Source organism: Stenotrophomonas sp. Bg11-02 (assembly GCF_002836635.1).
Lineage (GTDB): Bacteria > Pseudomonadota > Gammaproteobacteria > Xanthomonadales > Xanthomonadaceae > Stenotrophomonas > Stenotrophomonas lacuserhaii.
This window is the reverse complement of record NZ_PJAY01000064.1, coordinates 46,515-68,791: the sequence shown is the minus strand read 5'-3', so window position 1 is coordinate 68,791 and position 22,277 is coordinate 46,515. Positions and strand designations below refer to the sequence as shown.

At 66.1% G+C, this 22,277-nt stretch carries 25 protein-coding genes; 15 read left to right on the top strand and 10 right to left on the bottom strand.

The annotated features are described in order from the left end of the window. Window positions 1-6 precede the first annotated feature (6 nt). Both CXG43_RS14120 and CXG43_RS14115 read left to right on the top strand, forming a co-directional pair. Window positions 7-510: a hypothetical protein gene (locus tag CXG43_RS14120; protein WP_101100493.1), complete on the top strand. Its 504-nt coding sequence runs from the start codon at window positions 7-9 to the stop codon at window positions 508-510. 21 nt (window positions 511-531) lie between these two features. Continuing rightward, window positions 532-1,707, top strand: a complete 1,176-nt coding sequence (locus tag CXG43_RS14115; RefSeq protein ID WP_101100492.1) for a zinc-dependent alcohol dehydrogenase — start codon at window positions 532-534, stop codon at window positions 1,705-1,707. 72 nt (window positions 1,708-1,779) lie between these two features. Here CXG43_RS14115 and CXG43_RS14110 read toward each other — a convergent pair whose 3' ends face one another. The 4 genes from CXG43_RS14110 to CXG43_RS14095 form a co-directional block, all read right to left on the bottom strand. Beyond that, window positions 1,780-2,682, bottom strand: a complete 903-nt coding sequence (locus tag CXG43_RS14110) for a manganese catalase family protein (RefSeq protein WP_101100491.1) — start codon at window positions 2,680-2,682, stop codon at window positions 1,780-1,782. Between the two features lie 273 nt (window positions 2,683-2,955). Beyond that, entirely contained in the window at window positions 2,956-3,465 is a 510-nt protein-coding gene (locus CXG43_RS14105; RefSeq protein WP_101100490.1) for a ferritin-like domain-containing protein, read from the bottom strand. A 214-nt stretch (window positions 3,466-3,679) separates the two neighbouring features. Then, window positions 3,680-3,967 (bottom strand): KGG domain-containing protein, encoded by a 288-nt coding sequence (locus tag CXG43_RS14100; RefSeq protein ID WP_101100521.1) that lies wholly within the window; start codon window positions 3,965-3,967, stop codon window positions 3,680-3,682. 271 nt (window positions 3,968-4,238) lie between these two features. Beyond that, window positions 4,239-4,739, bottom strand: a complete 501-nt coding sequence (locus CXG43_RS14095) for a gas vesicle protein (RefSeq protein WP_101100489.1) — start codon at window positions 4,737-4,739, stop codon at window positions 4,239-4,241. A 380-nt stretch (window positions 4,740-5,119) separates the two neighbouring features. Between CXG43_RS14095 and CXG43_RS14090 the strand changes: the two genes are divergently transcribed. The 3 genes from CXG43_RS14090 (at window position 5,120) to CXG43_RS14080 (ending at window position 10,365) form a co-directional block, all read left to right on the top strand. Further along, window positions 5,120-8,275 carry a CheR family methyltransferase gene (locus tag CXG43_RS14090; protein WP_101100488.1) on the top strand — a complete coding sequence of 1,052 codons (3,156 nt, stop codon included), beginning with the start codon at window positions 5,120-5,122 and terminating at the stop codon, window positions 8,273-8,275. A gap of 40 nt (window positions 8,276-8,315) precedes the next feature. After that, on the top strand, window positions 8,316-8,693 hold the full coding sequence (locus CXG43_RS14085) for a response regulator (protein ID WP_157825056.1): 378 nt from the start codon (window positions 8,316-8,318) through the stop codon (window positions 8,691-8,693). Window positions 8,694-8,769: 76 nt separating this feature from the next. After that, window positions 8,770-10,365 carry an alpha-amylase family glycosyl hydrolase gene (locus tag CXG43_RS14080; protein ID WP_101100486.1) on the top strand — a complete coding sequence of 532 codons (1,596 nt, stop codon included), beginning with the start codon at window positions 8,770-8,772 and terminating at the stop codon, window positions 10,363-10,365. Here the strand turns inward: CXG43_RS14080 and CXG43_RS14075 are convergent. Next, window positions 10,329-11,318, bottom strand: a complete 990-nt coding sequence (locus CXG43_RS14075; RefSeq protein ID WP_101100520.1) for a TIGR03885 family FMN-dependent LLM class oxidoreductase — start codon at window positions 11,316-11,318, stop codon at window positions 10,329-10,331. The two genes, CXG43_RS14080 and CXG43_RS14075, sit on opposite strands and share 37 nt — an antisense overlap. A gap of 56 nt (window positions 11,319-11,374) precedes the next feature. On the opposite strand from CXG43_RS14075, the gene CXG43_RS14070 reads away from it, so the two are divergent. The 4 genes from CXG43_RS14070 to CXG43_RS14055 all read left to right on the top strand — a co-directional run bounded on the left by CXG43_RS14070 (window position 11,375) and on the right by CXG43_RS14055 (window position 13,493). Continuing rightward, window positions 11,375-11,758, top strand: coding sequence for a sensory rhodopsin transducer (locus CXG43_RS14070; RefSeq protein WP_101100485.1), 384 nt, complete (start codon window positions 11,375-11,377; stop codon window positions 11,756-11,758). An 83-nt stretch (window positions 11,759-11,841) separates the two neighbouring features. Further along, window positions 11,842-12,708, top strand: coding sequence for an SDR family oxidoreductase (locus tag CXG43_RS14065; RefSeq protein WP_101100484.1), 867 nt, complete (start codon window positions 11,842-11,844; stop codon window positions 12,706-12,708). Next, window positions 12,708-13,268 (top strand): mechanosensitive ion channel domain-containing protein, encoded by a 561-nt coding sequence (locus CXG43_RS14060; RefSeq protein ID WP_101100483.1) that lies wholly within the window; start codon window positions 12,708-12,710, stop codon window positions 13,266-13,268. The genes CXG43_RS14065 and CXG43_RS14060 overlap by 1 nt, the downstream gene beginning before the upstream one ends. 30 nt (window positions 13,269-13,298) lie before the next feature. Next, entirely contained in the window at window positions 13,299-13,493 is a 195-nt protein-coding gene (locus tag CXG43_RS14055) for a hypothetical protein (RefSeq protein WP_101100482.1), read from the top strand. 33 nt (window positions 13,494-13,526) lie between these two features. Here CXG43_RS14055 and CXG43_RS14050 read toward each other — a convergent pair whose 3' ends face one another. The 3 genes from CXG43_RS14050 to CXG43_RS14040 are packed head-to-tail and all read right to left on the bottom strand — an operon-like array spanning window position 13,527 to window position 17,093. Next, complete coding sequence (locus CXG43_RS14050) at window positions 13,527-14,348, bottom strand: OBAP family protein (protein ID WP_101100481.1); 822 nt, start codon at window positions 14,346-14,348, stop codon at window positions 13,527-13,529. 41 nt (window positions 14,349-14,389) lie between these two features. Beyond that, window positions 14,390-16,906 (bottom strand): DNA ligase D, encoded by a 2,517-nt coding sequence (ligD, locus tag CXG43_RS14045; protein WP_101100480.1) that lies wholly within the window; start codon window positions 16,904-16,906, stop codon window positions 14,390-14,392. 10 nt (window positions 16,907-16,916) lie between these two features. After that, window positions 16,917-17,093 (bottom strand): DUF3606 domain-containing protein, encoded by a 177-nt coding sequence (locus tag CXG43_RS14040; protein WP_101100519.1) that lies wholly within the window; start codon window positions 17,091-17,093, stop codon window positions 16,917-16,919. 224 nt (window positions 17,094-17,317) lie between these two features. Between CXG43_RS14040 and CXG43_RS14035 the strand changes: the two genes are divergently transcribed. The 4 genes from CXG43_RS14035 (at window position 17,318) to CXG43_RS14020 (ending at window position 19,371) form a co-directional block, all read left to right on the top strand. Further along, the gene (locus tag CXG43_RS14035) at window positions 17,318-17,812 is read left to right on the top strand and encodes a ferritin-like domain-containing protein (RefSeq protein WP_101100479.1); all 495 of its coding nucleotides are present in this window, start codon (window positions 17,318-17,320) and stop codon (window positions 17,810-17,812) included. A 27-nt stretch (window positions 17,813-17,839) separates the two neighbouring features. Beyond that, the gene (locus tag CXG43_RS14030; RefSeq protein WP_101100478.1) at window positions 17,840-18,064 is read left to right on the top strand and encodes a hypothetical protein; all 225 of its coding nucleotides are present in this window, start codon (window positions 17,840-17,842) and stop codon (window positions 18,062-18,064) included. 99 nt (window positions 18,065-18,163) lie between these two features. Beyond that, a complete protein-coding gene (locus tag CXG43_RS14025) occupies window positions 18,164-18,802 on the top strand; it encodes a DUF6766 family protein (RefSeq protein ID WP_101100477.1) in 639 nt (212 codons plus the stop codon). Window positions 18,803-18,822: 20 nt separating this feature from the next. Next, a complete protein-coding gene (locus CXG43_RS14020) occupies window positions 18,823-19,371 on the top strand; it encodes an isochorismatase family cysteine hydrolase (RefSeq protein WP_101100476.1) in 549 nt (182 codons plus the stop codon). A gap of 61 nt (window positions 19,372-19,432) precedes the next feature. Here the strand turns inward: CXG43_RS14020 and CXG43_RS14015 are convergent, their stop codons facing one another. Then, window positions 19,433-20,419 (bottom strand): chemotaxis protein CheB, encoded by a 987-nt coding sequence (locus CXG43_RS14015; RefSeq protein WP_101100475.1) that lies wholly within the window; start codon window positions 20,417-20,419, stop codon window positions 19,433-19,435. On the opposite strand from CXG43_RS14015, the gene CXG43_RS14010 reads away from it, so the two are divergent. Together CXG43_RS14010 and CXG43_RS14005 are read left to right on the top strand one after the other, a co-directional pair. Continuing rightward, a complete protein-coding gene (locus tag CXG43_RS14010; RefSeq protein WP_232767806.1) occupies window positions 20,418-21,047 on the top strand; it encodes a BLUF domain-containing protein in 630 nt (209 codons plus the stop codon). The genes CXG43_RS14015 and CXG43_RS14010 overlap by 2 nt on opposite strands. Before the next feature lie 67 nt (window positions 21,048-21,114). Beyond that, entirely contained in the window at window positions 21,115-21,726 is a 612-nt protein-coding gene (locus tag CXG43_RS14005; RefSeq protein ID WP_101100473.1) for a DUF2971 domain-containing protein, read from the top strand. Here the strand turns inward: CXG43_RS14005 and CXG43_RS14000 are convergent. Further along, on the bottom strand, window positions 21,719-22,273 hold the full coding sequence (locus CXG43_RS14000) for a TetR/AcrR family transcriptional regulator (protein WP_101100472.1): 555 nt from the start codon (window positions 22,271-22,273) through the stop codon (window positions 21,719-21,721). The genes CXG43_RS14005 and CXG43_RS14000 overlap by 8 nt on opposite strands. Between the last annotated feature and the right edge of the window lie 4 nt (window positions 22,274-22,277).

Sequence of the window (22,277 nt, the reverse complement as noted above, 5' to 3'; positions counted from 1 at the left end):
CCCACCATGCACGTTCCCGATCCCCATGACAGCGAAGCTGCCCGCCCGGCGCCGATCAGGCGGGCGATTACCCTCCAGGCCAGCGTCGAGCGCGTGCTGGATGCATGGATCGACCCCGCCGTGCAGTCCGTCCTGTTTGCCGGCTTCGCAGATTTCGTCGAGTCGAGCAGGGAAGGCAGCCGCTGGCGGGTGAGCGCACCGCTGGGCCAGCATCCGGTCGTTTTCCTGCGCACTGTGGGGCAGTCCGCGCTGCGGGTGCAGCAGGACGTGGAGGGCGACGCCGGCGTGCTGGCATCGCTCTCGCTCACCGCCAGGCCCTGCGTCAACCGGGATGGCGTGGAAGCGGAACTGCAGGTGCGTTACGCACCGGACGGCGTGGTCGAACGGCTGGCAGCGCGACTGCTGGATCCCGCCCCTCCAGCCTTGGCCGGGCAGATCCTGCGCCGCCTCCGCGCCGGCCTGGAAACCGGCGAAGTCCCTACCCTGCAGTCCAATCCGGCCGCACGTTGAGGCCGAACAGGAGATTCCCCCATGCGTGCCCTCTGCTGGAATGGCGTCAACGACCTGCGGGTGGAAACCACCCCTGATCCGATCCTGGTCAACCCGGGCGATGCGATCATCAAGGTCGGGCTGAGCACGACCTGCGGCTCGGACCTGCATTTCATCGATGGCTACATCCCGGGCATGCGCGAAGGCGACATCATCGGCCACGAGTTCATGGGAACGGTGATGGAGGTCGGCCCGGCGGTCACCACGATCCGCCCTGGCCAGCGCGTGGTGATCCCGTCCTTCATCTCCTGTGGCCGCTGCTGGCACTGCGGGCGACACGAATATTCGTTGTGTGACAACACCAATCCGAACGGTCACCTGCAGGAGCCCGTACTGGGCTACCCCACTGCGGGGATCTACGGGTACACGCACGCCTTCGGTGGCTATGCCGGTTCGCACGCCGACTACATCCGCGTGCCGCATGCCGACGTCGGCTGCTTTGCCATCCCGGACGACGTCAGCGATGAAGATGCGTTGTTCTTGTCAGATGCCGGACCGACCGGGTTCATGGGCGCGGATTTCTGTGCCATCCGGCCCGGCGACGTCGTGGCGGTATGGGGGTGCGGCGCGGTGGGCCTGATGGCCCAGCTGAGCGCACGCCTGCTGGGCGCCGAGCGGGTGATCGGCATCGACCGCCTTGCCGAGCGCCTGGCCATGGCGCGGGACGTGGTGGGCAGCGAAACCCTCGACTACAGCGCCGTGGACAGCGTGCCCGAGGCGCTACGCGAACTGACCGGCGGCCGCGGGCCCGACGCCTGCATCGATGCGGTGGGAATGGAAGCCCATGGCACGGGCGCCGGCTACGCCTACGATCGCGTGAAGCAGGCGCTGCACCTGCACACCGACAGGGGCCAGGCGCTGCGGGAAGCGATCCTGGCCTGTCGCAAGGGCGGCACGCTGTCGGTGCTCGGCGTCTACGGGGTCATGGACAAGTTCCCGCTGGGCACGCTGATGAACAAGGGCATCACCGTGCGCACCGCGCAGCAGCATGGCCAGCACTACCTGCCCAGGCTGCTCGCGCTCGCCCAGCAAGGTGATCTGCTGCCGCGCTTCATGGCCACCCATCGCATGCCGCTGGAGGACGCGGTGCGTGGCTATGACCTCTTCAAGCACAAGAAGGAAGGCTGTGTCCGCGCCGTGTTCGTACCCGGCGCGTGAGCCGCACTGGGGCACCGAAAAAGCCCGGCCATGGCGGGGCTTTTTCAATGCGTGATGGTTCCAGCGCTGGGGTCAGGGCTCGCGGGGCCGGCGCAGCACCGCGCCGGCGCCCACGCCAGCACCCAGTTCGGCGCCTGTCGCCGGCTCGATTTCCGGATTGGACATCGTTCGCAGGGTCATTTCCTCCACTGCCGCCTGCTCGGCCGGCGTCAAGCCCACTGAGAACGATCCGTCGCCGCCGTCCAGGGCCGCCTGCGCATCGCGGTCAGTGACCCGTTCCCACAACTCCCCGCTGTTCCAGCTGCCAACCTGGTCACCCTCGCCCTGGGACATATCCATGTACAGATCGGTGAAGGCCGGATCGCCCGGCATCTTGCCCGGCGGGAAGTTCGGCGTGATGCTGTAAAGGGCCTTCTCAAAGGACTTCTGGTGGGCCACTTCGCGGGTCATCAGGAAACGCAGTGCATCCTTGATGCCCGGATCGTCGGTCACGTTGATCAGCCGCTCGTAGACCAGCTTCGCACGGGCTTCGGCGGCGATGTTCGATCGCAGGTCCGCGGTCGGCTCGCCAATGGAATCCACGTAGGCGGCAGTCCACGGCACGCCGCTGGAGTTGACCAGGGCGGGGCCGCCACCGTAGAGGATCTGCTCGGTATGGCTGGTGCTGTTCTGGCTCAGCAGCCGCATGTCCTCGACCTCGGCCATCGCTTCGGACTGCACGGCCTTGGGGCCCTTGTTCAACATCGCGATGATCGTACCGATGATCTCCAGGTGGCTGATCTCTTCGGTGGCGATGTCGTACAGCATGTCCTTGCGCCCGGGATCGCATTCGCCCAGTGCCTGGGTGAAATAGCGCATGGCGGCCGCCAACTCACCTTGTGGCCCGCCGAACTGTTCCAGCATGAGGGTGGCAAGCGCTGGATTGCTTTCGCGCACGCGGACCGTGTACATCAGCTTTTTGTGGTGAAGAAACATCAGCAACTCCTCTGTTTGCGACGGCGCCGCAGCGTCTGCGCGGTGCGCGCACGCTGGGTCCGATGGCTCGACATTGATGGTGTGCGCCCAAGGCTTTCGGCCCACGCAACGAGGATGCGCGTGGCACCCGTGTACGGCCGTGGATGGCACGTGGGCAGCGCATGAGTACCTGCCGCCTCGATGCTGATATGGCGTTCACGAACCGGTCGCCGGCGCAAAGAAAAACCCCGGCCGTCGCGCCGGGGTCTTCCTTGCGCTGCTGCCGCGGACCGGTTACTTCTTCGCGGTCACGCCGGGGGTCGCGTCACGCACGAGGAACTCTTCGGTAACCTCCGGGAGATTCTCGAGCAGCCAAGCGGCCATCGCCTCTTCCTGGACCAGGATCTCACCGCACACCTGTGCGACTTCATGCTCGCCGGCGGTGCGCGCTGCGGCGATCAGCGAGGTGTAGCTGGCGATCTCGAAGCACTCGAACACATAGCCCGCCATCGCACCCTTGACGATCTCGTCCGATGCGGTCATTCCGCCGATGGCCTGGCCCATCGCCGCCATCTTGCCCAGCGCATCCTTCACGATGGACGGCGACCCGCCCAGGTTGCTGATGCACTGTTCCAGGCGCTCACGCTGCCCCACCGTTTCCTGGATGTGTTCTTCGATACGCGCCTTGAGTTTCGGATAGTGATCGATCCGACCTGCCTGTGCTTTCAGCATCTGCTCGGCCTGCTGTTCCATTGCATGGGCGTCACGCAGCCAATCCAGCAGGTTTTCCTTGATCTCTGTCATGTCGTTGCTTCTCCGCGGGTGGGAAGGGACAGCATGTCCGCTGGCCCGTCAACCAGCCGCCAACGGGTCGTGGAAAGTGTGTGCTTTTACGGTGCAGGCGCCGTTAGCCTACGCTTGTCGCGGTTGCTCGCTGGCGCTTCGACCGTGATGAAAAAAGCCCGGCACCCACGCGCGGAGCGCTTCAGGTGCCGGGCCCAGGGAGGGGAGGTGCAGATTACCTCTGCTGGCGCCCGCCCTGCTGGTTGCCCTGGTTGCCGCCTTGGTTGCCACCGCCGTCCTGGCGCTGCTGGCCGCCCTTCTGCCCGATCTCGGACATGTGCTCGCGGTCCTGGCTTACCGCCTCGCCACCCTTGCGACCGGCTTCGCGGGCCTCTTCCGAACTGAACTCATGTGCGTTACCGGATTCATGCGCAGCACGTCCGCCCTGCGCGGCGATCTCGCGCTGCTTGTCTTCGTCCATGCCAGCGAAACCACGATTGGACTGGTTGTTGTTGTTTGCCATTTCGTTCTCCTGGATAGCGTAGAAGTCGGTGGAAGTACCGACGTGCACAGCGTAGGCGGCGCAGTTTGAAAACGCCGTCGAACGCATGACGATGCCACGTGACACCAGACGCGGCAGTACTGCACGAAACGATGACGCGGACGGCGACTCCTGTGTCGACACGCGACCGCGCAGCCGCAGGGCGGCGTGCACTCAAGCAGCATTGTCGGCGCAGGCACGTGCGTGGCGCGCTGCAGACGCACCGCGCATCCTGTGCAACACGGTCACGGAATCAACGCGCGCTGAAGGTTCCCGCACCTGCGTCACGGCCCTGCAGCTGGAAGCCGTCGATGGCGTCGATGCGCCCCCGCCACAGCGGAAGCGCAGGGGCCATTGCATCCGCGCTGCCGACTGCCGTGACGCGCACATCGATCAGGTGCAGGTAATCAGGCGGGTCGGTACTGTCGTCGGCGTTGCGGCTGCCGTAGCGCGCCGCATGCATGGCGATGCTGTCGTGCGCGGTCTGGCGCTGCGCCTGGTCGGCGAGGTCGAGCGCATCCGGAAACGCGCGCGCGAAACGCTCGAAGTAAGCCGTGCCCGAAACCAGGCTCCCGCTTATCTCCAGCCCATGCACATGCAGCACGATGCCAAGGCGCAGGTGCGGGCGATGGTTGACCAGGCTGACCAGTGATTGCAGGAACCAGTCGCCCGGGCGACTGCCGTCCGCGCCCGCATCCGGCCACGTCCGGCTGGCCGGATCGTTCGCGGCCGCATCCTCCACACGACGGCGCATCGGGTCCGTCATGCCACGGTCCCGGCGCGAATGGGTAACACGCAGGCGGTCAGCACCGCAGCGCCAGGTCGTCCGCGCGGCATAGCGGACGGCGCTGCGTGCGCAGCAGGTGCGACGTGGTCATTCGGGGCGAGGGATCGCAGCACGTGGTGGCGCTTCCTTAAGCCAAGGTTGCAGTCACTATCGGCGGCGCCCGTCATACAGCACGTGGCCGGCAGGTAACGAACGCATCAACCCCGGCATCACGTGCCGTCACACTCCCTGCACGCGGTGCCTCGGCGTGCGCTGGGCGCGCCGTATCCACACAGTGTGGTAACCCCGTGCGGCGGCATGATGGTCGGTATTGAACCGGTTGACACATCCACCAGACGGCGGCGAGCATGGCCACTATTTCTCAATTCGGGGCACACCGCGACGTGGTGTCAGAAGGAAAATTCCACGTCGTCGGCATCGGTGCTTCCGCTGGGGGCGTAGAAGCGCTGGAGGGGTTCTTCCGCGGCGTTCCCAACGACACGGACATGGCATTCGTGGTGGTCACCCACCTGAATCCTTCACGCAGGACCCAGCTTCCGGAGATCATCGCGCGCTTCACCCCGCTGCCCGTGGTGCAGGCCGAGGAAGGCATGCCGGTCGAACCCCGCAATGTATACGTGATGCCAGAGGACAGCGTGCTGGGCATCCGCGAAGGCAAGCTGACACTGCAGGATCTGCACGGCCATCGCGAGCCGAAGCCGGTCGACATCTTCCTGAGCGAGCTGGCCGACGATGCACAGGCGCTTGCGGTGGGCGTGATCCTGTCCGGTGGCGACGCTGACGGCACGCTGGGCCTGAAGGCCATCCAGGAAAAAGGCGGCATGACGCTGGCCCAGGTCGCGGACGGATTCGGGCCCCAATATGCGGACATGCCCGATTCGGCCATCCAGCTGGGCTTTGTTGATTTTGCATTGCCGGTTGAATCCATGGGGCCGAAGATCGCCGAGTTCGCCTCCAACATCGGCATGCTCGACCAGGCCATAGCCGGCGCGCGGACGCAGCGCTCCTCGGCCCAGGACGCCGACTCGGTGGCTGAGATCTACATGCTGCTGCGCAGCCAGGTGGGCCATGATTTCAGCGGCTACAAGACCCGCACGTTCCTGCGCCGCGTGCACCGGCGCATGCAGGTGCTTGGCCTGCGCGACCTCGGCGCTTACGTGGACGCACTGCGGAAGGATCCACAGGAGCCGGGGCTGCTGTTCCGTGACCTGTTGATCAATGTCACCAATTTTTTCCGCGACCACGATGCCTTCAAGAGCCTGGAGGACAACGTCATCCCGCAGCTTCTGGCCAACCGCGGGCCCGAAGAGACGGTGCGCATCTGGGTACCTGGCTGCGCGACCGGCGAAGAAGTCTATTCGCTGGCGATCCTGATGCTGGAGCACATGGCGACGTTGCCGGTTGCCCCGCGCGTGCAACTGTTCGCCACCGATATCGATGATCGCGCGCTGGCCGTTGCACGCGCTGCGCGTTACCCGCGGCCGCTGTTGAGCGCGGTCAGCCAGGAGCGCCAGCAGCGCTTCTTCGTCCCGGATGGCGAAAGCATGGTAGTGGCCAAGCAGGTGCGCGAGCTGTGCATCTTCTCGCCCCACAGCGTGATCCGCGATCCTCCTTTCTCGCGCATCGACATGGTGTCCTGCCGCAACCTGCTGATCTATTTCGGCGCGGACGTACAGGCGCAGGTGATCCCCACCTTCCACTATGCGCTGCGCCCGGAAGGCTTCCTGTTCCTGGGTACTGCCGAGAACCTGAGCCAGTTCGACGAACTGTTCGTGGCCCTGGACAAGCGCAATCGCATATTCCGGCGCCGCAACGGCTCCACGCCGAGCGTGCGGCTGCCGATGTCGCTGATCCTGCCGCGCCAGCAGGCCGCGACCGACAGCAGTACCCGGCGCCTGCCCGCGGCCGGCTCCATGCGCCACAGTGCCGAATCGCAGGTGCTGGACCGCTATGCCCCGCCCCACGTGGTGGTGAGCAGCGACGGCGACGTGGTGTACTTCTCCGGCCGCACCGGCAAGTACCTGGAAGTCCCGGCCGGCGCGCCCACCCGGCAGCTGCTCACTCTTGCACGGCGGGAACTGCGGCTGGACCTGCGCACGATCTTCCGCGAAGCGGTGGAAAGCGGCCGCAGCGCCCAGCGCAGCGGGCTGGCGATGGAAGTGGACGATGGCCGGGTGCAACTGGTCAACATGGTCATCGAACCGCTCAACGAGCGCATGGGAAGCGAAGCCCTGTTCCTGGTGCTGTTCGTGGACCAGGGCCCGGCGCTGACCCGCGAAGAAGCCTCCGAACGCGCAATCGGCCAGGGCGGGGACCGCGCCGACCACGCCTCGCAGACCGAGCGCGAGCTGCATGAGACGCGTGACCGCCTGCAATCGCTGATCGAAGAATACGAAACCGCGCTGGAAGAACTGAAGTCCTCCAATGAGGAGCTGGTGTCGGTCAACGAAGAGATGCAGTCCACCAACGAAGAGCTCGAGGCCTCCAAGGAAGAGCTGCAGTCGGTCAACGAAGAGCTGCACACCGTAAATTCCGAACTGCACGGCAAGCTGGAGGCGCTGGACCGCGCCAACAATGACCTGGTCAATCTGTTCCGCGCGACCGAGGTAGCGACCGTGTTCCTGGATGAGCGGCTGGCGATCCGCTCCTTCACTCCGGCGGTCGAGTCCATTTTCAACATCCGCAACAGCGACCTTGGACGGCCGATCACCGATCTGTCGGTCCGCGTTGCCCTGCCCGGGTTCGACGCCGACCTGCAGCGGGTGCTGAAGGAAGAAGTGATGATCGAACGGCGTGCTTCCTGCGCCGATCGCGGCTGCAGCTACCTGGTGCGCGTGGGTCCATACGTGGACGCCGCAGAGCGTTCCAACGGCGTTGTGGTGACCTTCCTGGACGTGACCAGCCTGATGCGTTCGGAAGAGCGCCAGCAGATGCTCATCGCCGAACTGCAGCATCGCACCCGCAACCTGCTGGGCGTCGTACAGGCCATCGCACTGCGCACCCTGGGCAAAGGCGAGGACGTCGCCGATTTCGGCCAGCGGCTGGCCGCACTGGGACGCGCGCAGAGCCTGCTGGGCGGTACGCTGGCCGGCGAAGTCGACCTGGGCGAGATGGTCCGCACGGAACTGGCCTCGCTGGGCGTGCCGATGGAGCGCGTCAAGTTGAGCGACGACGCGGTCGCCCTGAGCTTCGACATGGCCCAGACGTTCAGCCTGGCTCTGCACGAACTTTCCACCAATGCGACCAAGTACGGCGCGTTCAAGGTGGACGGGGGCCAGCTGCTGGTGGCGTGGGAACTGAAGGAGAATGAAGGCCAGCAGTGGCTGGCGCTGACCTGGAAGGAGACCGGCGTGCCGATCGACCACGCGCCTTCCCGGACCGGCTTCGGGACGCAACTGATCGTGCACGCGATGTCGCACACGCTCAACGCCGAAACACGACTGGAGTATGCAAGCGACGGGGTCTTCTGCAGCATCGAAGTGCCCTACGACCACACACATTGACAGCCATTCGCGGACGGGGGCCGCCTGGCGGGAGGTTGAGATGAGCAACGATATTCTGGCCGGATGCCGGGTGTACGTAGTGGAAGACAACTACCTGCTGGCCCTGAGCGTTTCCGAATTCCTCGAATCGGCAGGCGCCGAGGTACTCGGCGTCACCGGCAAGCTGGCCGAGGCGCAGCGGTACGTGGCCGAGCACGACGACCGGATCGACGCGGTGCTGCTGGATGTGAACCTGCGCAGCGAGATGTCCTATCCACTGGCCGACCAGCTGGTCGCGCTGGACATCCCGTTCCTGTTCACCACCGGCTACGATGCCGCAGCCATCGATGCACGCTTCGGCGACCACCCGGTGTGCAGCAAGCCGTTCGTTCCGGCCACCCTGTGGGAGATGGTCAGCGCGATCTGCACCCGGCACTGAGCCGGGCGCGGATCGCGCCGACGTGGTCTAGACGCTGCTGCGTGCACCATGGACCCTCCCGACCACAGGTAATGCGATGGCACCGCATTCGACGGCGATCTATCAACTTGACGTTTCCCTGTTCCGTGATGGCTGCGGGAGGGGCTGGGGCACCCTGTCCGGTGTCGTCGAGAAGCTCGACTACCTGCAATGGCTGGGCATCACCCACCTGTGGCTGTTGCCGACCTACCGCAATGGCGGCCGCGACGGTGGCTACGATGTGATCGACCACTGCGCGATCGATCCGCGCATCGGCGATTTCGACAGTTTCGATCTCCTGATCCGGGAAGCCACGCGGCGTGGCATCAGGGTGATCGTGGAGCTGGTCATGCAGCACACCTCCGACCAGCATCCCTGGTTCCTGCAGGCGCGCAGCGGCGACGCGCGGATGGCAGAGCGGTATATCTGGGCGGACTCGCCGCCGGAGCAAGGGCCGGACCCCATGTTTCCCCCGATCGAAGCGTCGGTGTGGAGCTGGGACGCGGATGCCGCGCGGTTCTACCAGCATCGGTTCTACCGGCATGAACCCGATCTGGAGCTGGCCAATGCCGAGGTGCGCGAAGAGATGGGACGCATCATCGCCTTCTGGCTGGACAAAGGCGTGGCGGGTTTCCGCGTCGACGCGGTGCCCTACATGGTGGAACGCGCGGCCCTCGCCGACCCGCGCGACGAAGGCCGCTGGCTGCTGGAGCTGATGCGCGGACAGGCGGCCGCGCACCACGATGCGCCCATCCTCATCGGCGAAGCCGACGTGGAGGCGGGTGAGTATGGGAAGTACCTGGACCACGGACGGCGCCTGTCCCATCTGCTTGATTTCCACCTCAACAACCATCTGTTCCTGGCGTTCGCGCTGGAGGACGCCAGCCAGATCACCTCGACCCTGGCCGAGTACAACGCCGATGCGCCGACACGTTCGCGGCTGGCGTGGTTGCGCAACAACGACGAACTGGACCTGGAGCAGCTGAGTCCCGAAGAACGCGCCAGCGTGATGGACCGGTTCGCACCCGAGCCGGGCATGCGTGTCTACGAACGCGGCATCCGGCGCCGGCTGGCCCCGATGTTCGATCACGACGTGGACGCGCTGGCGATGGCCCACGCCGTGCTGCTTTCGCTGGGGCAGGTGCCGGTGCTGCGCTATGGCGATGAGATCGGCCTGGGCGACGACCTGCGCCTGCCCGAGCGCGATGCCGTGCGCGTGCCGATGCAGTGGACCCCTGGCCCGCGGGCCGGCTTCAGCGATGGCCCCGCACCGCCCTGGCGCGCTGCGCTGTCCAGTCATGACCGCGGCCTGGCCAGCGATGCGGTCAATGTGCAGGCGCAACGCGACGACCCGGATTCGCTGCTTGGTCGCGTGCGTGAACTGCTGCAGGCGCGCCGTTCGCTGCCATGGCTGGAACAGGACGCCGAAGCGCTGCCCGGCCTGCCGCGTTCCATCCTCGGGCTGCGCTTCCGCAGCGGCGACAGTGCCTTGCTGACCTTGGTCAACGTGGGTCGCACGCCCCAGCGCCTGCACCTGGCCGAGGCAACCCACGCGCGCCCGGTGGTCCTGCGCGGCGCGGTTGTCGAGCAGCAGACCGTGGTGCTGGCCGGCTACGGCTACGCCTGGCTGCTGGTGGACAGCGGCGGGAGCTGAAGCGCGGGCAGCACCCGGGTCGCGAAGTCGTCGATGAAACGTTCCTGTTCGAGGTTGACGTTGTGCAGGTACAACCGCTGGAAGCCCATGTCCAGGTAGCCCTGCAAGGCCTCACGATGCACGCCGGGATCGTGGGAGACGATCACCCGCTCGGTGAGCCGTTCATCGCTCACCTGCTGGCCGAGCTGTTCATAGGCTTCCGGCTGGCTGAGCTGTTCACTCTGTTCGGCGCTCAGCACGTTCTGGCGCCATTGCTCGCGCGCCCCGTCGAGCGCGGCGTCGTAGCTGCGCGCATAGGAAAGCTTGACCTGCAGGTACATCGGTTTGCCCGCGCCGCCGCCTGCTTCGAAGGCACGCACTACCGCACCCAGATCCTCCATCGGCATGCTGGTGGTGATCAGCCCATCGGCCCAGCCCCCCAGCCAGTGGGCGGTTTCCGGGGTCAGCGCAGCGCCCAGCAAGGGGATCGGGGTGGCCGGCCGGCTGTACAGCCGCGCCTCGCGCACCTGCACGCCCGCCTCGCCGTCGACGCTGACCTTGTCGCCGGCCCACAGGCGGCGGATCACCTCTGCGGATGCGCGCAAGCGCGCGTTGCGGATGTCCTTGCTCGGCCAGGGCTGACCGGTGATCGCCTCGTTCAGCGCTTCCCCACTGCCCACTGCCAGCCACACCAGGGTGGGCGCGAACTGTTCCAGCGTGGCCACCGCCTGTGCCACCACGGCGGGATGGTAGCGCCCGGACGGGCACGTCACCATGCCCAGCGATACCGGCACCTGGCCGAGCAGCGCCCCGGCCCACGCCCAGGCCTGGCCGGATTGTCCCTGGCGGCGCGACCACGGATGGAAATGGTCCGAGCACATCACCGCATCGAACCCACTGTCCACCGCGCGCCGCGCAAGGGCGAGCAGGCTGGCGGGGGCGAACTGCTCATGCGAGGCATGGAATCCAATCACGGCGCGCTCCTGTACGTTTGACACGATTGCAACAGGGCACGATTTAAAACCGCGTCATGAACATGCCAAAAGAATGCATCGGCCACCGCCGCTGGGCGATCGCCGAAGGGTACATCCCGGGCTGGAGCAACGGCCCACAGCCGGCGCTGGAAAGTCACGAAACCTGCTGCATCCTCAATGCCAGTGGACGACCTGCACATGTCGAACTGTGGTTGTACTTCGAGGACCGCGAACCGGCGGGGCCGTATCGCGTCGAGGTGCCGGCGCAACGCACGCGCCATGTCCGCTTCAACGACCTGGACGATCCGATGCAGGTGCCGCGCGAAACGCCGTTCGCCACCCTCATCCACTCCAGCGAACCGATCATCGTGCAGCACACGCGGCTGGATTCGCGGCAGGCGGAAAATGCGCTGATGACGACCATCGCTCACCCGCTGTGACACCGCACTGACACCGCATCGGCAGGTCATTTACGGGCGAGCGCGCAGCATCGGTATCTCCTTTCACCGCACTGGAGAACGCGATGTCCCTCCCCGACTACCCACGCCCCCCCTTCAAGCCGCAGCAGCAGGGTTTCCCCGGCAAAACCGGACCGATGGAACCCACCCCGGACCACGGCGAGACCACCTACAAGGGCCACGGCCTGCTGGCCGGCAAGCGGGCCTTGATCACCGGTGGCGACAGTGGCATCGGCGCGGCGGTGGCCATCGCCTTTGCCCGCGAAGGGGCGGACGTGGCCATCGCCTACCTTCCCGACGAACAGGCCGATGCCGAACGCATCGGCGCGCTGATCGAAGAGGCGGGGCGCAAGGCGCTGCTCGCTCCGTGTGACATCAGTGACCCTGCCCAGGCCGAGCAGCTTGTGGACCGGGTGACCAAGGAGCTCGGCGGACTGGACGTGCTGGTCAACAACGCCGCGTACCAGCGTTACTTCGAGAGCTTCGACGAGATCACGCTGGAGGAATGGAAGCGCACCTTCGATACCAACGTGCACGCAGTATTCAACCTGGTGCGACTTGCGGTGCCGCATCTGCAGAACGGTGGCAACGTCATCAACACCGCCTCGGTGAATTCCAAGAAACCGACCCCGAACATCCTTCCCTACTCCGCCACCAAGGGCGCAGTGGCCAACCTCACGATCGGGCTGGCCGGCCTGCTTGCGGACAAGCAGATCCGCGTCAATGCGGTGCTGCCCGGTCCGATCTGGACGCCCTTCATCCCTGCCGGCATGGCGGCCGAGGAAGTCGAGAGCTTCGGCTCGCAGACGCCATTCGGCCGGCCGGGCCAGCCGGCTGAACTGGCCTCGGCCTATGTGATGCTGGCCTGCGACGGTGCCAGCTACACCTCCGGCGCGCTGCTCACCGTGTCCGGCGGCGCCGTGACGCTGTGATGGAGCGTTGGCACGCGCTTCGCTCCGCGTTGCCAACATGGCTGGACGAATGGCTGGACGTGGTCGTCCCGGTCAGCGAGTTGCTGCTGATCGGGACGTGTGCGTGGCTGCTGGTGCGCTTCGTCGCGATGACCGCGCGCACGATGGCCAGCCGATACGAGTTCCCGCCGGCGTATGCCGTCGGCGCGCGTCGTATCGCTGCCACGCTGGTCTATGCGGCCGCCCTGCTGCTGGCGCTGGAGCGGCTGGGCGTCTCCGCACGCGTGTTGTGGAGTGCGTTGACCGGCTTCGCCGCCGTGGGGGCGGTCGCGTTTTTTGCCGCGTGGAGCGTCCTGTCCAACATCTTCTGTTCGTTCCTGATCTTCGCGACCAAGCCGTTCCGGCTATATGACCAGATCGAGGTCATCGACAGCCCGGACAAACCCGGGATACGTGGACGCGTGGTCGACATCAATCTCATCTACACCACCCTGCAGGACAGCAACCCGGCATCGCAGGACTGCCTGTTGAAGGTGCCCAATTCGCTGTTCTTCCAGCGCATGATGCGGCTCTGGCATTGAGTCCGCGCCGCCAGGACATCGAGGAACTCCATGACCCCGCTCGACAAGCCACTGCGCCGTGAACTGCAGGTCGGTGCCGATGCGTTCACCCTCACCATCGACCCGGATGGCCTGAAACTGGTGCGCAAGGGGAAACGCAACGGCATCGTGCTGCGCTGGGAGGAGCTGGTCAACGGTGATGCCGCGCTGGCCAAAGCCCTGCAGGCATCGCTGCAGACGCAGTGACCGCTGCGGAGCCCGCGTGCTGCACAGCCAGGCTCAGCGCCCCTTTTCCGTCGTGCCGCGAGAGGTGGCATTCTCCCCCGCAGGCTGCGGCATCAGTTGGCCGGAGGGCGCGCCGTGCTGTGCGTGGCGGTTGCCGGAAGGGTCTTCGATCTGGACGACCTGGCCGCGCTGCCAGGCATCGGCACCCCGATCGATCGGCGGCGAGGGAATATCGGCGCGCGCCGTCCTGCGCTCTCCGCTGTCGATGCCGATCCGCTGATCACGCGCCGCCAGCATGGCCTGGTCGATCTGGCCGTCAGCGGTAAACCCCATCATCAGCTGGGGCATGCCCCGCGGCAGGTCCTTGTCCAGGTCAGTATGCCAGGTGTGCCAGGTCTTGCCATAGGTGCCGACGAGTTTCTCCATCAGCGCATGCTCGGCCGGGGCAGGGATGCCGGGCGCCACCAGCTGGCCCGATTTCACTTCGTGCACGTGGCTGTGCCAGAGTTTCTTCTCCGGCTCGGGCAGGCTGCCGAACAACGCCCCGCTGATGATGTACTCCACGCCCATCAACTTGGCGTCGCGGACATTGCCATCGTAGATGGTGCACTGGATGACGTCCTCGTTGAGGATGCTGCAGTAATGGTGCGCTTCCATCTGCCCTGCCGGGTGCCCATTGTAGACATGAAAACCGTCAAGGTAGGCGTTTATCGCGTCGATCGGCGGGCGGTCCTGCAGCAGCGCCGCACCCGCGTCCAGTGCCTTGGTGGTCGGCGCCGCCTCGGCCCCGGGCGCCTGCACGCTGGAGGAGGTGGTGCCCCCACCGCAGGCAGCCAGCGCGAGCACGGCAGTAGCGTTGAGGAAAACAATGCGCATGGAATACCCCTTGTGCTTGATGGAAGGGCGGGCAGCTGCAGTCAGTCGTCCTGCGCCCACCGTGAAAGGTTCTGCTGGAGCGTGTCGATGCCGGCCCATGGATCCTTGCGGCGTCGTTTCAGCCGGGCGGGTACATCGCGGAGGGTGAAACTGTCGGCGCGCTTCAGCCTGGGCAGTTCGTTCCAGGAGATGGGGAGTGCCACCGGCGCGCCCGGCCGGCCGCGCAGCGAATAGGACGCGACCGCCGTCGCACCGCGTCCGTTGCGGAGATAGTCCACGAAGATCCGCCTGTTGCGCAGGCGTTTGCTTGAGGTGGCCAGGAAACGATCGGGCTCGGATCGGGCAAGCGCGTCGGCGAACCCGTGCGCAAAGCGCTTGGTGAGGTCCCAATCGCAGCCCGGGTGCAACGGCACCACCACGTGCAACCCCTTGCCGCCGGACACCCGCAGGAAGGATTCCAGCTCCAGCTGCTGCAGCAGCCTGCGGATGTCGGTGGCGGCCTTCTTGACCTCCGAAAAAGGCACGTCCGGGCCCGGGTCGAGGTCGAATACCACGCGATCGGCCTGATCGGGCGAGGCAGCATGGCTGCCCCACGGATGGAACTCCAGCGCGTTGAACTGCACCAGCTCCAACACGCTGGCCGCATCTTCCACCACCAGGTAGTGCGCATTGACGCCGGTGTCCTCCTTCAGCCGCACCGAGCCCACGCGCTCCAGGCCGGCGGTGTGGTGCTTCTGGAAGAAACACGGCTTCGAGGTCCCCGAGGGGCAGCGGATGATCGACAACGGACGCCCGATGATTTCCGGCAGCAGGTGGTCCATCACGGCGGTGTAGTAGTCCCAGACCTCCTGCTTGGTCGCCTGGATATCCGGAAAGATCACCTTGGTCGGGCTGGACAGCGCCGGCGACGCATTGGCCGCCCGCCCCGCAGGCGGCGCCGTGGCCACGGCACTGCCTTGGCCATGGTCGCTGCTGGCGAGGTCTGAAACGTTCTTGTCCGGCCGCACCGCCTTCAGCGATGCCTGGCGCAGCAGCTGCTGGCCACCGATCCCCCGATAGAACACCTCCACCACGAAGCGCGGCGGAAACCACGTGGCCCCGCGCAGATCGGTCTCGGTGGTCGGTACGTACGCGGTTGGCTGCTTGCCGCCCCCCTGCCCCATCATCGCGCTGAGCTCGCTGATCTGGCTGTCGGTGAAGCCCGAGCCCACCCGACCGGCGTACAACCAGCCATGGCGCGCGTCAGGCCTCGCCAGCAGCAGCGAACCGAATCCGGTCCGGCTCCCTTTCGGCGCCGTGTAGCCCACCACGGCAAACTCGTCGCTGGCCAACTGCTTGGTCTTGCGCCAGTCCTCGCTACGCCCTGCCTGGTAGCCGCGGTCGGCGCGCTTGGAAATGATGCCTTCGAAGTGCTGCTCACCGGCCAGCCGGTATGCCGCGTCACCGTCGCCGGCGATGTGCGAACTCAACGCCAGGTGCGGCGGCGGATCGGCCAGCAGTTCCTGCAGCAACGCCTTGCGCTGCAGAAGCGGCGCATCGGTGACATCCACCCCGTCCAGATGCAGCAGGTCGAACAGCACATAGGACAGCGCACCTTGGCGCTCGCCGGACAGCGTGGCCTGCAGCAGGTTGAAGTCCTCCTTGGTGCCGCCGCCCGCGATCAGCTCACCATCCAGCGCCGCCGACGTCACCCCGAGCGCGGCCACCGCCTCGCGGATCTCGGGCAGCTTCCCGGTCCAGTCCAACGCGTTGCGCGACCACAGCCCCACCTCGCCATCGGCGACGGTCGCCAATATCCGGTAGCCATCCCATTTGATTTCGTGGACCCACTGGTCTCCTGCTGGCGGATGATCGCCAAGCCTGGCCAACTGTGGCTGGAACGGCCCTTCCGGCGCCTCGGCCTTGCGCGCCCCGGCCAGTCGCAGCGCTTTTCCGGACCACCCACCCCGGCGCGACCGCGCGCTCACCGGTACCGCCGTCAGCCGACGCTTGACGGACTTGCCACTACCGGCGCGCTTGAGGTCGGCGGCAGGTGCCGCCGTGACGTCGGCCAGCAGGTCGTCCGCCTCGACATCGCCCGCATAGGCATCGTCCTCCTTGAACAGCAGCCACTGTGGCTGCCGCGCCGGCTTGCCGGAGCGCACCAGATGCCAACCGCCCTTGAGCTTGGTGCCGAACAGTTCGAATCGCAGGTGGCCCTTCGCCAGCTGCGCCTCCGGGTCGCCGCGGGTGGACCACACGCCGTGGTCGAACTGCGCCACGTGCCCGCCTCCGTACTCGCCCTTGGGTATCTCTCCTTCGAACCCGGCGTAGTCAACCGGGTGATCCTCCACTTCCACCGCCATCCGCTTCACGTGCGGATCGTAGCTGGGTCCTTTCGGCACCGCCCAGCTCTTCAACACGCCGCCGATCTGCAGCCGGAAGTCGTAGTGGCGCCTGCTGGCATGATGCAGCTGGACGACGAAGATGGCCCGCTGGCCGGCCGGCACTTTCTTGCCCGGCTCCGGCTCCCGGGTCCGGCCGAAGCTCCGCTTGCGCTGGTACTCGCTCAGCGACATCCCGAGCGGCCTAGCGGCGCAGGTGCGTGCGCACGGCCTCGGCGGTCGGACCCACCGCCTTGACGGTCGCCTCGAGCGCTTCGCGGCTGACGCCCAGCGTCCGGGTCCAGTACTGGACCTCGTAGTCCTCGTTGACGTTGACCCGGTCGCGGTCGGGGCTGCCGGTCTGCTGCTTGTCGTCACTCATGTCGATCTCCGTCGGAAGCTGCGGTCCATCGAGCATCGTTCCGCCGCAGTCGCCGGGACGAGAGCGCCGCGTGAACCCCGAAACAAGAATCCGTTGCCCGAAGTGAAGAAAACGCGGCACGCACGCAACCCTCACGTTACTCTTCGCGCTCGCATGACGAGCCGCATACACCTGCGTGCCTAGGCTCGGAATCTCTGTTCACCCAATCCAATACGGAGCTTTCGATGGCTATCAAAACCGCTGAAGACCTTTTCATCCACGAACTGTCGGATATCTACAGCGCGGAAAAGCAGTTGACCAAAGCGCTGCCGCGCCTGGCACGCGCCGCCACCAACCCCGATCTTGCCGCCGCGTTCGAAACCCACCTGGAAGAAACACAGGGCCAGATCGAGCGCCTGGACCAGGTGGTGGAGGTGCTGGGCATCCGCCTGAAGCGCATCAAGTGCGCCGCGATGGAGGGCCTGGTGGAAGAAGGCAAGGAAGTGATCGACGGCATCGAGAAAGGCCCGGTGCGTGACGCTGCCCTGATCGGCGGCGCGCAGAAGGTCGAGCACTACGAGATCGCCTCCTACGGCACGATCGCAGCGCTGGCCAAGCAGCTCGGCTACAAGGATGCCCTGCCGCTTCTGCTGGAGACGCTGGAGGAGGAAAAGGCCACCGACGAAAAGTTGACGATGCTGGCCAAGTCCGGCGGCAATGCCGAGGCCGCAGCCGCCTGAGACCCGACCGCCTGCCAGGAGACCACCATGCAACCCGATCATGATCCGGCACACGAACCCGCTCGGCAGGCAGAGCCCTCTGCCGATGACCAGCGCGCCACCGAGAATGCCGGATACAACCAGCGCGGCCATGGCAAAGGCGGCAAGCTCGGCGAAGGAGAGCCTGACGGCAAGGCCGAGCGCGATGGCAGTACGCAGCCGAACTTCGGCCAGGCCGGCAGCTGGGGCAAGACCCCCGATCCAGAGCCCTGACCCGGGGCGGCACTGCGGTGCCGCCCTCCTGTCGCGGTGGCCACGTGTCGAAGTGAGCACGTGGCCAATGGTGAAATCAAGCAGACCGGGTGCATCGGCATGTGGAAACGAAACGGCCTGTCCATCGTATTGTTCGCGCTCCTGCTGTGCTTCCTGGGAGGGCAGGTGTGGGCAGGCTTCCTGGACCATAACCAGGAGCTCGCCGAGCTCCACCGCCCCACGCTGGAGCTCTGGGACTATCTCCACAGCGGTCATTTCATCAGCGCTACCTTCGAGAACTGGGAAAGCGAATTCCTGCAGATGGGCATGTACGTCCTGTTGACGGTGAGCCTGCGGCAGAAGGGATCGGCCGAATCGCGGCCGCTCTCCCATGCAGAAGAACACGAGCGTATCGAGCCTGGTCGCATGCCGTGGGCGGTGCGCAAGGGCGGTCTGTGGAAGACCTTGTATGGCCACTCGCTGGCCATCGCGTTCATGCTGTTGTTCCTGATGAGCTTCCTGCTGCACCTGGCGGGCAGCTGGCGCGCCGAGGTCGACGACCAGCTGGCGCGGGGCCTGTCGCCGCCTACGTGCTGGGAGCATCTGGCGAGCAGCAGTTTCTGGTTCGAATCCTTCCAGAACTGGCAGAGTGAGTTCCTTGCCGTGTTGTCGCTGGTGATCCTGACGATCTTCCTGCGCCAGAAAGACTCGCCCCAATCCAAGCCACTGGCTGCTCCGCACAGCCAGACCGGCGACTGAGCGGCGCAGGGACCGAACCGATGCGTCCATCTTCGCCTGCCCTGCTGGTCATCGACATGTTCACCCTGTTCGACTTCCCCGACGCTGATCGGCTGAAGCCGGGCGCGGTGCGGGCCGCGCGCCAGATCGCGCGCCTGGCACGACAGTTCCGCCTGCGCGGCCACCCCGTCATCCACGCCAATGACAACTTCGCGAACTGGCAGCTTGATTTCAAGGAGCTCGTCGATGCCTGCCTGCGCACGCCCGGTGCGTCGTCCACGATCGCGCGCCTGCTGCAGCCCGAGCCGGGGGATTATTTCGTGCTCAAACCCAAGCACTCCGCCTTCCTTGCCACTCCCCTGGTAGTGCTGCTGGCCAAGCTGGGCGTGGACGAGCTGGTGGTATGCGGCATGACGGCCGAATCCTGCGTCGCAGCCACCTGCTTTGACAGCAATGCACGGGAATACGACACCGTGGTCGTGCGTGAAGCGGTCGCCGGTATCGGTCGAGCCAAGGCGACCGCGCTGCGGCTGCTGGAGGACGGCAAGGCCGCCCGCGTCGTCCCACTGCAGCGTTACCTGGCGCAGTAGGACGTTGAAGGACCAGCCCACTGCGCGGCACACGGATACGCGCTTGATCCGGCCGTCGCGCTCAGGGTACCCCTGCGTCCATCAGGGCGCGCAGATGGAGGATCGCTGTCGCCACACGCGATTGTTCGGCGATGCGCAACGCGCCCTCGCGGCTTGCCTCCCCGTGCAGATCTACCAGCATGTCGATCACCCGTTGCCGCTCGTGCAAGGCACGCAGCGCCCGCCATAGTTCGTCGTCGGTGTGGCGTGCCTGGGTCTGGTCCAGCGCGTCCAGGGTGTAGGCGTGTCCGGTGTGGCAACGGTAGCGTGGCGGCGCGCTGTCGTCGATGTGCCATAGCACCCCGCCGCAGGCCGGGCAGCTCACTTTGGAGGGGCGGCCGATGGCGTCCAGCCCACTCATGTCATTGCCGGTATCCATGCTGAGGTCATTCTCGTGGCGCACCGCGGCAGGCACTGCCGGCGCGGAGCGGATGGGTTCGCCGATGGCACGCTGCAGCGTGGCGGCCAGTTGTTCGCCGGGTGTCGTCCAATCGACTGCGACGTGTCGCAACGCACTGCGTGGCATGCTCGGCTCGAGTGCATCGGCCGGATCCTGGACGATGGCCAGCCCGCCGCACGCCTTGATCGCCTGCAGCCCGGCGGTGCCATCGTCGAGCCGGCCGCTCAACACGACCCCGATCACCCGCGGTCCGAAACACGCCGCTGCCGAGCGGAACAAGGGATCGATCGCCGGACGCGCGAGATTCTCCTTGGCACCCCGCGTCAGCCGGATCACGCCATCGGCCACCAGCATGTGCTGGTCCGGCGGTGCGATCAACAGGGTGCCCGGCTCGATGGCGTCACCAGCCACGGCGTGGCGCACCCGCATTCTGCCGGCACCGGAAAGCAGCTCGGGCAGCACACTCTGGTGGCTGCCGATATGCCGCACCAGCAGCACGGGCGGAAAGTCGGACGGCAGCAGGGCGGCCAAGCGCGTGAGCACCGGCGTCGCACCCGCCGAGGCACCGATGACGATGATGTCGCGGTGAATCCGATTGCTGTTCGACATGCCTACCCGCAAGGTTTTTCGTCGCAGCCATTATGGTCAACCCTCCCTTCATGGTGGCGTGCAGAAACTCCAGGACGACCGGCCTGTGCACCGCATCACAGAATGTATGCGATCAGGCCGTGACCGATTCAGAATGTCCCTTTGCAGAAGACACTTTCTTACGGGGCTGCACGCTAGATTTCAGCTCCAAGGGAAGAAAGGAGTCGCCGTTTTGCCAATCCGTGCGTTGGCGTATGCAAGTCAAGCAATACCAGGCCTGAGTATCGAGCGCATCGAGGCTCTTACGCGCGATGCCGAACGTTTCAATCTGCAGGCCGATGTCACCGGGGTATTGCTGTTCGACGGCAGCCGTTTCATGCAGTACATCGAGGGCCCCGAGGACAGCTTGTGGAAAGTGTATTCACGCATCCTCGAAGCCAGCAGCCATTGCGAAATGATGGAGCTGGACCAAGGGCAGATCAGCGGCCGCCGCTTCCCCTACTGGTCCATGCGCATGGTTCCCGCTGGCGAGGCGGACCTGCGTTTCGTCTGCCGGGGTGACTGGACGGGCTTCAGCCGAAGCCGCGGCGATGATGCGCGAACCGGCACGGACCGGCTGGTACGGGTGGTAGCGCCGCACATCGGCTGATGGCCGATGCTGCAGGCTGCCGAGGACAGCATCGGGGGAACACTTGATTTTCTATAAATTCAAACCTGTGGAGCAGCTCGCCCACCTGCTCGATATCGTGGTCAACGAACGGCTCTACTGCGAGCATTACGAAGCGTTGAACGACCCCTTCGAAGGCCAGTTCGCGCGCATGGTCGGCCAGGGTGCGGCGCGGCCGCAGTTCGGCACCGCCCGCGAGCTCGACCGTAACCTGCCCACCCGGATCTGCAGCCTCACCGATCGTTTCGACGATGTGCGGATGTGGTCGCTGTATGCCGGTCGGTTCGCCGGTGTTGCCATCGCGCTGGAGCTCGATCCGCAACGCCTGCCGCTGTACCCGGTGCGTTACACGCGCCGGCTGCCTGCGATCGACGTCGCGGCAGGCGGTGGTGCCGCCTTGCGCGCCCTCACCACCAAGACGTCCCACTGGGCCTATGAGAACGAGTGGCGGCTGCTCAGCCAGGAACGCCATATTCCGGTACCGGGAGCGGTGCTGCAGGTGATCCTGGGCATGCGCATGCCCACCGAGATCATGCAGATCATCGCGCGGGTGGCCCGTCCCCACACGCGGGTCCACATGGCCCGGCTGGACCCGGCCGGCACCTGCATCGTGCGGGGCCAGGCGCTGGAAGCGGGGCTGGTGGAGCGCATCGTCACCTGACCGGCCCGGCCGGTTGCAGCATCGCCAGCAAGCGCTGCACGACTGCGGCGCGCACGTCCTCGGCGATCTTCCCGTTGTACATGCCCTCGTACACCCATAGCCCGTCCGCAGCCAGCCGCGCGATGAAGTTGTCCCAGGCCGCCGGATCGGTCTCGCCAGGCCGGGGTGGCGCCGGCGCCCAGCGCGCCATGGCCTCGCTCCAGGGCGCCACGTCGGTATCCGGCTCGACCGATTCAAGCATGAAGATCAGCTCGGCGCGGGTAGCGCTCTGTGCCGAAACCCGAAGGTAGGCCGCGTGCCGTTCGACCGCGCTCGATTCGCTGGCCGGCACCGCGAGCAGCTGCTGCATCGAAGCCTCCCAGCCCTGCACGAGATGCTCGTCGATGGCGCGTAGCAGCGCTTCACGCGAAGGGAAGTGATACAGCAGTCCGCCACGGGTCAGTCCGGATTCGGTGGACACCGATTCGAACGTCACCGCACGTACGCCATCGCGGTTGATCACCCGCACGGCCGCATCGAGGATCCGGGTTCTATTGCTCGTTCTCATGCGT